This window comes from Microbulbifer sp. ABF4_143, from assembly GCF_056160225.1.
Window position 1 is genome coordinate 77589 of the sequence record NZ_JBSWWT010000007.1, and the last position, 12681, is coordinate 90269.

A 12681-nucleotide genomic window follows, 5' to 3' on the forward strand; every position below is an offset into this window, starting at 1 on the left:
CATTGTAGTGTCGGCGGAATACCGGGCACGCCATTGTATCTGCGTTGCCCACCCCCGACGCGGCGTGGAATCGTGAGGGATAGACCCGCCCCTGTCAACGCCGCAGGAGGTCTAGATGGGCAAACATATGTTGCGACGCGAGGATCGCACCACCATCAGGCACCTTTTCAACTGGCTAGAGTGCCTGTCTGCGATCATCGTCAGCATACTGCTGGGGCTGGCGCTATTTGCCTGATTCTTTAGATCAGCCCGCCCTTCGCCAGGCGCGCGGGGTCCAGCAACACCTTTAACTCCTCTTCGCTGAGATCGGTCATCTCGATTGCGACCTCGAGTACCGGCCTGCCGCTCGCGTAGGCCGCCTTGGCGATCTCCGCCGCTTTTGCGTAGCCGATAACCGGGTTCAGCGCCGTTACCAGAATCGGATTGCGCGACAGCGCCTGTTCGATGCGCGCGCGGTTGACGGTAAAGCCGGCCACGGCCCTGTCCGCCAGCAGACGCGCGGCGCTGCCCAGCAGGCGGATACTGTCCAGCAGTGTGTGCGCCACCAGCGGCAACATGACGTTCAGCTGGAAATTGCCGCTCTGCCCCGCGACGCCGATGGTAGTGTCGTTGCCCATCACCCGCGCGGCCACCATGGCCACGGATTCGGCGATCACCGGGTTGACCTTGCCCGGCATAATGCTGCTGCCCGGTTGCAGCGCCTGCAGCTCGATTTCGCCCAGACCGGCGAACGGACCGCTGTTCATCCAGCGCAGATCGTTGGCAATTTTCATCAGCGCCACCGCCAGCACCCTGAGCTGGCCGGACAGTTCCACGGCGGTATCCTGGCTGGCGATGGCCGCGAAAAAGTTGTCCGCCGGACGGAACTGCTGGGTGCTGTTGGCACTGAGTTTCTGCGCGAACAGCTCGGCGAATCGCGGCGGCGCATTGAGGCCGGTGCCTATCGCGGTACCGCCCTGGGCCAGCTGCGCCAGCCTCGGCAGGGTGGCGCGGATACGCTCGCGGCAGGACTCCACCTGTGCCGCCCAGGCGCCCAACTCCTGCGCCAGGGTCATCGGCACCGCGTCCATCAAATGGGTGCGCCCTGTCTTGACCACATCGCCGACCTCTGCTGCCTTGTCGCACAGCTGGCCGTGCAGGTGGCGCAGCGCCGGCAGCAGGTGATCCCTGGTGGCCAGCAGCGCCGAAACGTGAATCGCACTGGGGATCACGTCGTTGCTGCTCTGGCTCATGTTGACGTGATCGTTGGGGTGGACCTCGAGGCCGCTGTCGCGCGCGGCGATATGGGCCAGCACCTCGTTCACATTCATATTGGAACTGGTGCCGGAACCCGTCTGGTAGATATCCAGCGGAAACTGACTGGCGAACTCCTCTTCGCCGAGGGAATCGCAGGCGGCGACAATGGCCGCCGCCAGCTTGTCGTCGAGCAGACCCAGTTCACGGTTGGCCTGGGCCGCGGATTTTTTTATCAGCACGATCGCGCGGATAAACTCCGTCGGCAAGCGGCTGCCGCTGACCGGAAAATTGTCCAGCGCGCGCTGGGTCTGGGCGCCGTAGAGGGCGTCCGCCGGCACCTGTACTTCGCCGAGGCTGTCTTTTTCAGTGCGATGGCTATCGCTCATCTCGTCCTCACAGGCGGCGCCGGGAAGCCGGCCGCTATTCGACGATAACGGTGATCTTCTCAGACATTACCGGCTTCTTGTGCGGAATATGCAGGTGGTTGCCCAACAGCAGCTGCAGTGTGTGCTTGCCCGGCGGAAGCGTGATCTCCGTCTCGGTCTGGCCGCCGCCAAAATGGACGATATTGTCCGTGGCCGGCAGCGGCTTGGTCATATCCGGCAGCTGGTCCACATCGATCAGCAGATGGTGGTGGCCGGTCTTGTCCCGGTCCACACCCGCCGGCGCCACCCCCATACCGGACAGGCCGAATTTCACGGTAAAGGTCTTGCCGACTTTTTCGCCATCCTGGGGAGAAATAAAGTAGACCTTGGCATCCGCCGGCGCCTCGGAAATCAGCTGCGACTGGGTGTCTTCGCCCGCGTGCAGCAGCGGTGACAACATCAGGGCACTGGCGAGTATCAGAGATCGGTAAGCGGTCATGGGAACTCCTTTCTGGTTTCGGCGCCCACGGGCGCCCAGGCTCGGAAATCTGCGACTCCCAGCTTATCGCCGCAACTGCACAACTCCAAGTCAAATATCGCGCCGGTCCGGAAATTCAATCTCCCAAACCGCAGCAGAAATAGAACATTATAGTCGCCAAAAACGGGAGGCCGGGCGCAGTTTGCGCCCTTCTCAGACGCTGACGCGCCCCTCCTGGGTCCACTCACAGCGCACCTGCATATCGCCGCTGCCGGGTTCGTGGTAGAGACCGGCGGCCTCCCAGGAAAAGGAGTGAATGCCGGAGAGCTCGGTCTCCAGATGCACTGTGGCAGAAACCCAGTACATACTGCGCAGCAGCTCTTCGAACTTCTGGATCCAGTGATTCCACTCGTACTCCACCGCGCGGTAGGAGGCACCAAAATGGATCACATCGGTCTGGTACTGGGACTGTTTCACCTTGATGGTGGGAATGGAAAACATATCGCGGCACAGGAAGGGCCACTCATCGGCACTGGGCAGCGCGAGCACCGCTGCGCGGTTAACACGCCGGCGATCCGCGCCGCCGGCGAGGCTGTTACTGTCTTTGATACAACCGTAGACAATGGATTCCTGATCGCCCTGAAGCACTTGTACCTATCCTTACAGCGGCGCTACTGGATAAAAATTATCCGGCGCGAAAAAATCTCGGTGCTCCACTTTAACGGCGGCGGAAAAATAAAGCCACAACCTGAGTCGCAATTGGATTTTCGGCAGTTTTTTCTGTTCAAAGTATGAGCTGAATTCGCAGGGGCGAACCCTGCGCTCGCCCTTAAGGTGCCTTGAAATATCTCCGACGTTAGTGCGAAGCCCCTGCTGCCGGTGGCTATTTGCGGGACTGTCTGCGGGAGGGATCCCGCAGACAAGCCTACAGGGATGTATTCACGGCGTGTCCCGCAAATAGCCACCGGTAGCAGGGGCACCACTGGGTCCGCTACCGGGATCTGCACCTCGGAATCTCGTCGGGCGAGGGCGAACACAAGGTTCGCCGCTACCGTTGAGCCTCAATACGACCCGATCAGATTTCGATACCGCGCCCGCGCAGCATTTCGAGAAATTCCTCTTCGTCCATCGTCGGAATATCCAGCTCCCGCGCCTTGTTCAGTTTGGAACCGGCGTTGGGGCCGGCGACGACACTGTCGGTCTTCGCGGAAACACTGCCGGCCACCTTGGCGCCGAGGCGCTGCAGATAGTCTTTGGCCTCGCTGCGCGACAGGGTCTCCAGCTTGCCGGTCAGCACCCAGGTCTGCCCGGCGAGGGGCTGCGCTTCACCGCCCCGCTCTTCCGGGGGCCAGTGTACGCCGGCCTGGCGCAACGCCTCTATCTCCTCCTGCGCGTGGGGCTGCTGGAAAAACTCGGCGACGAAGTGCGCCACTACCGGACCCACGTCCTCCACCTCCTGCAGGGCCTCCTCGTCCGCCCGCATCAGCGGTTCCAGGTCGCCGAAGTGGCGCGCCAGGTTGCGCGCGGTGGCCTCACCCACCTCGCGGATGCCCAGCGCGTAGAGGAATTTCGGCAGCGTCGTGTCCTTGCTGCGCTCCAGCGCATCGAGGAGGTTCTGGGCGGATTTCTGCCCCATGCGCGGAAGCTCCACCAGCTGCTCGAGGCGCAGATGGTAGAGGCCGGAAACCGAGTGCAGCAGCCCCCCGTCCACCAGCTGCTCCACCAGCTTGTCGCCGAGGCCGTCGATATCCATCGCCTTGCGCGAGGCGAAGTGCTTGATCGCCTGCTTGCGCTGCGCGCTGCAGATCAGGCCACCGCTGCAGCGGGCCACCGCCTCGCCGGGAATGGATTCCACCGGCGAACCGCACACCGGGCAGTGCTCGGGAAAGATGATATCGCGGGCATCCTTCGGCCGCTTGCTCGCCACCACCGAGACCACCTGCGGAATCACGTCGCCGGCGCGGCGGATCACCACCGTATCGCCGATCTTGACCCCGAGGCGCTCTATCTCGTCGCGGTTGTGCAGGGTCGCGTTGGAGACGGTCACGCCGCCGACAAACACCGGTTCCAGGCGCGCCACCGGCGTCACCGCGCCGGTGCGGCCCACTTGGAACTCCACGTCCTTGAGCAGCGTCATCTCCTCCTGGGCGGGGAACTTGTAGGCCATGGCCCAGCGCGGCGCGCGGGCGACAAACCCGAGGCGCCGCTGCAGGCCCATATCGTTGACCTTGAAGACGATACCGTCGATATCGTAGGCCAGCTCACCACGCTTCTCACCGAGCACGCGGTGGTATTCGATACAGGCCTGGATATCTTTCGCCACCGTCATCTCGCTGTTGATGCGGAAACCCCAGCGGTTCAGCTGCTGCAGGATTTCCGTGTGTTTGCCCGGCAGTTCTGCACCCTCCACCAGGCCGACGCCGTAGGCACAGAGTTCCAGCGGGCGCTGGGCGGTGATGCGCGAATCCAGCTGGCGCAGGCTGCCGGCGGCGGCGTTGCGCGGGTTGACGAAGGTCTTTTCGCCGGCCTCCGCCGCCTTCCGGTTCAGTTCGGCGAAGCCCGCCTTGGGCATATAGATCTCGCCGCGGACTTCGAGGACCGCCGGCACGTCGCCGTCCAGCAGCCGCAGCGGCACGGAGCCGATGGTGCGCACATTCTGTGTGATGTCCTCGCCGGTGGTGCCGTCGCCGCGGGTGGCAGCTCGCTCGAGCACGCCGTCGCGGTACAACAGGCTGACCGCGATGCCGTCCAGCTTCGGCTCGCACGCATACTCCACCGGATCCCGGGTGTTGAGGCGGTCGCGCACGCGGCGGTCAAACTCGAGCAGCTCGTCATCGCTGAAGGCGTTGTCCAGAGACAGCATCGGCACCTCGTGGCGCACTTCGGCGAATGCCTTCAGCGGCTCGGCGCCGACGCGCTGGGTGGGGGAATCCGGGGTGATCAGTGCCGGGTATTCCTTTTCCAGCGCCTGCAGTTCGCGCAGGCGGCGATCGTACTCGGCGTCCGGCAGCTCCGGGTTGTCGAGGACATAGTACTGGTAGTTGGCGCGCTGCAGGATTTCGTGCAGTTCCTCGGCGCGCCGGCGTTTTTCGGCGGGAATATTTTTAGTCATTGTAGTTTTGCAAAAATGGGGAATTCTTGCCTTGGGGTAGGAAATTTTCGCAGGGGCGAACCTAGTGTTCGCCCCTGTCCAAGCGGGCCCCGGCTTCGGGCGAACACAAGGTTCGCCCCTACAAAACGGGGCCGGAGCTACGCCTGTGCCCTGGCCAGGGCCTTGCGGCGCTGGTACTCCATCACGCGCTGGCGGTAGTGCTCCGCGGTCTGGGCGGTGAAGACACTGCGGTTTTCGTCCTTCAGTACACCGCCCAGCAGCTCCGCTATCTGGCGCGAGGTGGCGAGCAGCTGCTCGAACGCCTTGATGGCCTCCCCCTCGATCGGCAGCGCCAGGAACAGGCTCAGGCCGGGGGTGGTAAATTCCTCCATCTGCGCCAGATCGAAGACACCGGGCACCACCATATTGGCGAGACTGAACACCACCGGGCCGTCGGCACCGCCGCCCTGGTGATAGTGGAAGATATCCATTTCACCGAAACGCAGGCCGGCGGCCATCATTGCGCGCAGTATATCGTTGCCCTCGAAGTGATCGCCTTCCGGCGCCATCACATTGATGATCAACACTTCCTCTACCGGGGATTTCTCCCGCGGCTTGTTCGCTGACTTGTTCACCGAAGATCTCTTGTCCTGGCGCGGGGGCTGCCCTTCGCTTTTGTGGACATCCGCCTGTGGCGCACTGGTGGATTCCGCGACCGCGGATTCCGCCACTTCACTCTCTGTTTCGTTCACACTCAAAGCTTCGAGGCTTTCCGCCTCGTTGAGTTCCGGCTCGCGTCTATCTTCTTCGCCGGCGACGGAATCCATCAGCGTGGGCACCTGCTCTTCCAGGTTCAGGGCCACCTGTTCCGGCTCTTTGCGCTGCGGGCTGCTGCCGGCCAGCGGTTTGCGGGAAGACATGAAGCTCTCCTGTACCTGTCGGTTCACCTGCAGCGCGTCTTCCAGTGCGCGCCTCTGCACCACGCGCACCCTGCCGGGCAGCTCCTCCGCAACCTGCCGGCGCCGGGCCTCCTCTTCGGGATCCAGATATTCCTCCGGATTCTCTTTCGGCGACACCCGGCGCGGCGCGGCGAGTATATCCATGTCGTCGTCGCGGTCCCGCCGCATGGCGCGGGACAGCTTGCGCGAGACCTTGACCGATGCGCGATGCTTTGCGATCGCGCGGCGCACGCCGTCCAGCACCGCCAGCAGCAATACCAGCGCGAGGATTGTGATCAGCCAGTTTCCCATTTGAGCGTCTCTCCTTTACGCCTCTTACGCCGATGCCAGTTCGGCCGCCTCTTCCACGTTCACGGAGACCAGGCGCGACACGCCCGGCTCGTGCATGGTCACCCCCAGCAACTGGTCCGCCATCTCCATGGCAATCTTGTTGTGGGTAATATAGATGAACTGCACATGCTCCGACATTTCCTTCACCATGCGCGCATAGCGGCCCACGTTGGCGTCGTCCAGCGGTGCGTCCACCTCGTCCAGCATACAGAAGGGCGCCGGGTTCAGGCGGAAGATCGAGAACACCAGCGCGATGGCGGTGAGCGCCTTCTCACCGCCGGACAGCAGGTGGATGGTGCTGTTGCGCTTGCCCGGCGGGCGCGCCATGATCGCGATGCCGGTGTCGAGCAGATCCTCGCCGGTGAGCTCCAGATAGGCGTGACCGCCGCCGAACACCTTCGGGAACAGCTCCTGCAGGCCCGCGTTGACCTGGTCGAAGGTCTCCTTGAAGCGGGTGCGGGTCTCGCGGTCGATCTTCTTGATGGCGTTTTCCAGGGTTTCCAGCGCCTCGGTCAGATCGCTGTACTGGCGGTCCAGGTAGTTCTTGCGCTCGGATTCCTGCTTGTACTCGTCGATGGCCGCCAGGTTGATCGGGCCCAGGCGCGAGATGCGCGCCGCCACCAGCTCCAGCTCTTCCTGCACCTGGGAGATGGTCAGGTCGCCGGGCAGCTCTTCGAGCAGCTGCTCCACGTCGTGATCGGATTCGCGCAGCTGTTCCACCAGGCCGTTGCGCTGAACTTCCAGTGTCTGCGCGGCCAGGCGCTCCTGCTCCAGCTGCGCGCGCACGCCCTGCAGCGCGGACTCCACCTTGTGGCGCTCCTGCTCCTGCTGGCGCAGGCCGCTCTCGACCTCTTCCAGCTTCTTGCGCGCCTCGGCCAGCTCCGCCTCCACCTCCATGCGCTCGGCCAGCTTCTCCTCCAGTTCCGCCTGGAAATCCTGGGACGGGTCCTGGGTTTCGGCCATCTGCTCCTGCAGCTGCTCGCGGCGGCTGCGCAGCCGCTCCAGCTGCTCGCGCATCACCTGCAGCGTGCGCTCCAGAGACATCATCTGAGTGCGCACCGACTGCTCGCGCATGGCCAGTTCGTGGGCGCGGTCTTTGTCCTCGCGGGCGCGTTGGCGCGCCGCGTCCAGGGCCTCGCGCAGCTCGTCGCGGCGGGCCAGCAGGGTTTCGCGGCGATCGGTGTCGTCGCTCATGGCCTCAACCGCCTCCTGCAGCAGCAGGCGCGCTTCTGACAGGGACTCGCCCTCCAGCTCCAGCTGCTCGCGCACCTCGAGGAGTTCCTGCTCCACGCGGGTGCGGCGCTCGCCCATCTGTTCGGCGCGGGCGCGGCGGGCGGACAGCTGACTGCGCAGCTCCGCCTCGCGGCGACCCAGCTGCTCGGCCTCGTTGCGCGCCTGCTCTATCTCTCGCTCCAGGTCACCGGCCTGCAGGCGCAGCGCCTCGCGCTGTTCCGACAGCGTTTCTATCTGTTCCTCGCAGGCGGCGATGGATTGGGCCAGCTCCTCCAGCTCCTGCTTGCGCGCCAGCACGCCGGCCTCGGCGTCGGTGGCGCGGCTGACCCGCAGCCAGTTGGGGCCGAGCCAGAGGCCGTCTCTGGTGACGATGGACTCGTGGGCCTTCAGCTGCGCGCGGGCCGCCAGGGCCGCAGTCAGATCTTCGGCGGTGTAGATACCGGCCAGGAGACCGCTCAGGGACTCGGGGCCCTCGACCTGATCCGCCAGCGCCGGCAGGCTGCCAGCGGCGGAAGCGGCAACGCTGCTGCCATCGATAAAGACCGCCTGGCCGCTTTCGAGGCCACCGAGGCTTTCACTGAGGCTTTCAAGCCGCTCAATGCAGATAGCCTGCAGCTGGGCGCCGAGCACCGTTTCGACGGCCTTTTCCCAGCCGGCCTTGGCGCTGACCTGGTCCGCCAGGCGCGGCTTGTCGGCCAGGGCCTGCTGCTGCAGCCAGTTCTGCACCGCCTTGCCCTGCCCCAGCGCCGCCTGCTGCAGCGCCTCCAGGGAGGCCTGGCGACCGCGGCTGGTCTGCAGCTGCAGGCGCAGCTGGTCCAGTTCCGCGGCGATATCGCTCTCGCGGCGGCGCAGCTCGGCCAGGGCCTCGCTCTTCTCGGCGACTGTCTCGCGGCGCTCGCCGGCCTGCAGTTCCAGTTCCGCCAGTTGTTCGTTCAGCTGTTCTGTTTCGCCGTCGTCACCGCTATCGGCGAGACCTGCCTGCTCCGCCTGCAACTTGTTGATGCGCTCCTGCAGGCGCTGGCGGGAGGTCTCCAGGTGCTGGATGCGGGACTGCTGCACCTCGGCCTTCTGGCGTGAGCCGGAGGCGCCCTGGTTAAACTGGTCCCACTCGTTCTGCCAGTCGCGCATGGCCTCTTCGGCGGCGAGCAGCGCCTGGGCGGACTCCTCCTCGGCGGCCTGCACCATCTCCAGATCCGGTGTGATCACTTCCAGTTCGGCCTCGAACTGGGCGGCCTTCTCCTGATCCGCCTCCAGATTGGCCTCCGCCTCGCGGAACTCCTGCTCCGTCTGCGCCAGGTCGGACTGCAGGCGGGTGTTGCGCTCGCGGGCGTGGGCGATGCTCTGCTCCAGGCGCGCGATATCCGCGCCTACGGCGTAGAAACGGCCCTGCACCTCGTTGAAGCTGTCGGACAGCTCGTGGTAGCCGACGCGCTTCTGCTCGATATCGGTGTCGCAGCTGACCTGGCGGGTCACCAGTTCCTCGACGGTCAGTTCCAGCTCGGAAATCTGCTGCTGCTTAGCCAGCGCCTGGTCGTTCAGGTCGCGGTACTTGAGCGCCTGCAGGCGGGCCTTGTGGCTGCGCTCCTCCTCCTTGAAGCGGCTGTACTTTTCCGCCGCCGCCGACTGGCGCTGCAGGCGCGCCAGCTGGCGATCCAGTTCGTCGCGGATATCGGTCAGGCGCTCCAGGTTCTCCTTGGTGCGGCGCATGCGGTTTTCGGTGTCGCGGCGGCGCTCCTTGTACTTGGAGATGCCGGCTGCCTCCTCGATATAGACGCGCAGCTCCTCCGGCTTGGCCTCGATCAGCTTGGAGATCATGCCCTGCTCGATGATCGCATAGCTGCGCGGGCCCAGGCCGGTGCCCAGGAACAGGTCGGTCACGTCGCGGCGGCGGCACTTGTCGCCGTTCAGGTAGTAGTTGTTCTGACCGTCGCGGGTCACCTTGCGCTTGACCGAGATCTCGGAGAAAGCGGCGTAGGCGCCGGACAGCTTGCCTTCGGAGTTGTCGAATACCAGCTCGATGGAGGCCTGCCCCACCGGCTTGCGGCCGCTGGAGCCGTTGAAGATCACATCGGTCATCGAGTCGCCGCGCAGGTTCTTCGCGGACGACTCCCCCATTACCCAGCGCACTGCGTCGATGGTGTTGGACTTGCCACAGCCGTTGGGCCCCACCACGGCGCTGAGGTTGGACGGGAAATAGACAGTGGTCGGGTCAACAAAGGATTTGAAACCCGCAAGCTTGATGCACTTCAGACGCATGTATTTGTTAACTCGGTATTTGTTCTATGCCGGCAGACAGCGTGGCTCACCAAACCGCCAATTGTACATGGGGCCGACGGGGGTTTCAGCGGAAATTTCCCAGGCTTTGGGGCCCCAAAGCGCCCGCAGGGTGGGCGCCGCCGATCGACTGGGCCGGAGAGAGGGATGTGCCGGCGCACGGCCGGGCCGGGGCCCGGCGCTCCTGGATTTCTACAGTTCTCGATCGATGGTGATGTCCTGCGGCTCGCCCCACTCCGCCTTCGGCAGCGACTCGATTGTGCCCTGCCAGTCCCCCGGCGCCGGCCGCGCATCGCCGGTTACCGCCAGGCGGGCTACCAGCTGCACCGACTCCACATTGGCAATGGAGCGCCCCGGCATCATCGCGCGGGACTCGTCCAGCACCACCTCCGCCGGCAGCTGGCCGGCGGTCAGGCGCACTATCGCCAGCGGCATGGGGCTATCGGCGCCGCGGGCGTAGATAAACACCGGTGTGGCCGCTTCGGCGGAGACGGATTCCGCCAGGCTCACACGCACGCGGATCGAGGGCCCGGACACGGCTTCACTCGCGGCGGCGGCCTGCACCAGCGGCTCACCGCCGTCCGCCAGCGCGCGCTCGGCCCGCGCCACACCGGCGGCCAGCGCCTGCGCGGCCGCGGAGGCCGGCGACAGCTGGTCCAGCGCCCGCTGCCAGTAGTCCCGCGCCGCCCGGTACTCTTTGCGCTCGAAGGCGGCGATACCGGCCAGGCCCAGCGCGGTGCCGTTGTCCGGCTGCATCTCCAGTACCTGCTCGACCAGCTGGCGCACCTCGGCGGTGATCTTGGAGCCGCTGGCGAAGAACAGCGCCTGGGCGAACTCCGCCTTGATGCCCGCCGCCTGGGGCTCGCGCTCGACCACATAGCGATAGGCATCCACCGCCCCCTCCAGATCGCCGGCCACCATCAGGCGCTGCGCCAGCACATAGCGGCCGGTCAGGTCCTCCGGGTGGGATTGCGCCCGCGCCTGCAGCTGGCGGGTGATACGCGCCTCTACCTCGGGGCCGCTCCCCCCCTGCTGACTGGCGACGATATCCCGGTGCAGTGCCAGATCATCGGCGTGCCCGCTGTAGATGTAGAGCCCGATCGCAACCAGCGGCAGCAGCGCGGCCAGCCCGATCAGCAGGCCGCGCCCGCCGGCGGAAGCCTCGCCGGTGCGGCCGGACTGCTCCGCCTCCAGCAGGTTGCGCGCCAACTCCGTTTCCAGCTGCGCATACTGGCTTTGATCCAGCGCGCCACTCTGCAACGCCGCCTTCAACTCCGCGAGCTGCTCGCGGTACAGGGCCGCCAGCGCCTCGCGCTTGTCCGCCGCCCGCTGCCGCCCGGCGCCGCGCAGCGCCGGCCACAGAATCACAAAAACCAGCGGCAGTAGCAGCAGCGCCAGGCCCATCCAGAGTTCAGTCATCGCTCTTCTTCCCACTGCCGCCAGGCAGGTCCACATCCTCTCCCAGCAGCTGGCGCAGGCGCCGGCGCTCCTCCTCACTCAATTCCGCACCCGCACTGCTCTGGCTGGCACCGGTACCACTGCGCGAGCGCAGCACTATCAGAATCAGCGCCAGCAGGCCTATGGCCGCGAATATTCCCGGCGCCAGCCACAGCGCCAGCGTATTGCGCTGCAACGGGGGGCGGTAGAGCACAAAATCTCCGTAACGGGCCACCATGTAGTCGGTAATTTCCCGATCGGTGAAGCCCTCCTCCAGCAAGCGGCGTATCTCCCGGCGCAGGTCCGTCGCCACCAGCGAGTCGGAACCGGCCAGATTCTGATTCTGACACTTGGGGCAGCGCATCTCCTCGATCAACACCTGATAGCGCGCCTGCAGCTCCGGCGTCGACAACTGCTCCGCCTCCACCGCCGCCCGCGCCGCCAGGGACAGGCACAGGGCGCACAGGAGCGCCGCAATCGGGGCCAACCAGCTTGTCTGTGTCGGGGTTTCTCTCACGATCGTTCGTCCGCCGGAATTTTGCGCGATTATAACAGCGCCACCGCGACCGCCGACAGCTTGATTTGTGGCCGGCGCCGGCGGCACCCGGCAATGCCTCAACCGCTTAACTTATTGAAAGACAAAAATTTTTTCGCGAAAGCGTTGACGGGGCAAAATTTTTCATTAAGATACGCAGCTCCTGACGCGGGGTGGTTAGCTCAGTTGGGAGAGCGACGGCCTTACAAGCCGTAGGTCACAGGTTCGACCCCTGTACCACCCACCACTTCCCTTCACCTGCCAGGCAGGATTATTAAGGGAGGCAAGGAATGCGGACCGGTAGTTCAGTTGGTTAGAATGCCGGCCTGTCACGCCGGAGGTCGCGGGTTCGAGTCCCGTCCGGTCCGCCATATACAAAAAAGGCTCACACGAAAGTGTGGGCCTTTTTTGTATATGTTGGATCGGCGTGCGAGAGCCCCCGTTCGACAAATTCGTCGGGAACGAATTTGGACGCCGCAGCGAAGCGGAGGCGCCCGCAGGGCGAGGGCCAGGACGGCCCGAGTCATTCCCGTCCGGTCCGCCATATACAAAAAAGGCTCACACGAAAGTGTGGGCCTTTTTTGTATATGCTGGATCGGCGTGCGAGAGCCCCCGTTCGACAAATTCGTCGGGAACGAATTTGGACGCCGCAGCGAAGCGGAGGCGCCCGCAGGGCGAGGGCCAGGACCGCCCGAGTCATTCCCGTCCGGTCCGCCATCTACAACAAGGCTCACACTTTGGTG

Annotated in this window: 8 protein-coding genes and 2 tRNA genes; 2 read left to right on the forward strand and 8 right to left on the reverse strand. The window is 64.9% G+C overall.

The features are described 5' to 3' along the window. Positions 1–239 precede the first annotated feature (239 nt). The 8 genes from ACXAF3_RS07335 to ACXAF3_RS07370 form a co-directional block, all read right to left on the reverse strand. The gene (locus ACXAF3_RS07335) at positions 240–1622 is read right to left on the reverse strand and encodes a class II fumarate hydratase (protein WP_475111646.1); all 1383 of its coding nucleotides are present in this window, start codon (positions 1620–1622) and stop codon (positions 240–242) included. A gap of 34 nt (positions 1623–1656) precedes the next feature. Further along, positions 1657–2100 carry a DUF4399 domain-containing protein gene (locus ACXAF3_RS07340; protein ID WP_475111647.1) on the reverse strand — a complete coding sequence of 148 codons (444 nt, stop codon included), beginning with the start codon at positions 2098–2100 and terminating at the stop codon, positions 1657–1659. Between the two features lie 192 nt (positions 2101–2292). Then, positions 2293–2727, reverse strand: a complete 435-nt coding sequence (locus ACXAF3_RS07345; protein ID WP_475111648.1) for a hypothetical protein — start codon at positions 2725–2727, stop codon at positions 2293–2295. Between the two features lie 427 nt (positions 2728–3154). Further along, positions 3155–5191, reverse strand: coding sequence for an NAD-dependent DNA ligase LigA (gene ligA, locus ACXAF3_RS07350; RefSeq protein ID WP_475111649.1), 2037 nt, complete (start codon positions 5189–5191; stop codon positions 3155–3157). 137 nt (positions 5192–5328) lie between these two features. Continuing rightward, complete coding sequence (gene zipA / locus ACXAF3_RS07355; RefSeq protein WP_475111650.1) at positions 5329–6420, reverse strand: cell division protein ZipA; 1092 nt, start codon at positions 6418–6420, stop codon at positions 5329–5331. Positions 6421–6444: 24 nt separating this feature from the next. Then, the gene (gene smc, locus ACXAF3_RS07360; RefSeq protein WP_475111651.1) at positions 6445–9948 is read right to left on the reverse strand and encodes a chromosome segregation protein SMC; all 3504 of its coding nucleotides are present in this window, start codon (positions 9946–9948) and stop codon (positions 6445–6447) included. Between the two features lie 210 nt (positions 9949–10158). Further along, a complete protein-coding gene (gene ccmI / locus ACXAF3_RS07365) occupies positions 10159–11385 on the reverse strand; it encodes a c-type cytochrome biogenesis protein CcmI (RefSeq protein ID WP_475111652.1) in 1227 nt (408 codons plus the stop codon). Beyond that, entirely contained in the window at positions 11378–11890 is a 513-nt protein-coding gene (locus tag ACXAF3_RS07370) for a cytochrome c-type biogenesis protein (RefSeq protein ID WP_475111653.1), read from the reverse strand. The genes ccmI and ACXAF3_RS07370 overlap by 8 nt, the downstream gene beginning before the upstream one ends. 219 nt (positions 11891–12109) lie before the next feature. On the opposite strand from ACXAF3_RS07370, the gene ACXAF3_RS07375 reads away from it, so the two are divergent. Together ACXAF3_RS07375 and ACXAF3_RS07380 are read left to right on the forward strand one after the other, a co-directional pair. Further along, positions 12110–12185 (forward strand) — tRNA-Val (locus ACXAF3_RS07375). A gap of 47 nt (positions 12186–12232) precedes the next feature. Beyond that, positions 12233–12309 (forward strand) — tRNA-Asp (locus ACXAF3_RS07380). Positions 12310–12681: the final 372 nt, after the last annotated feature.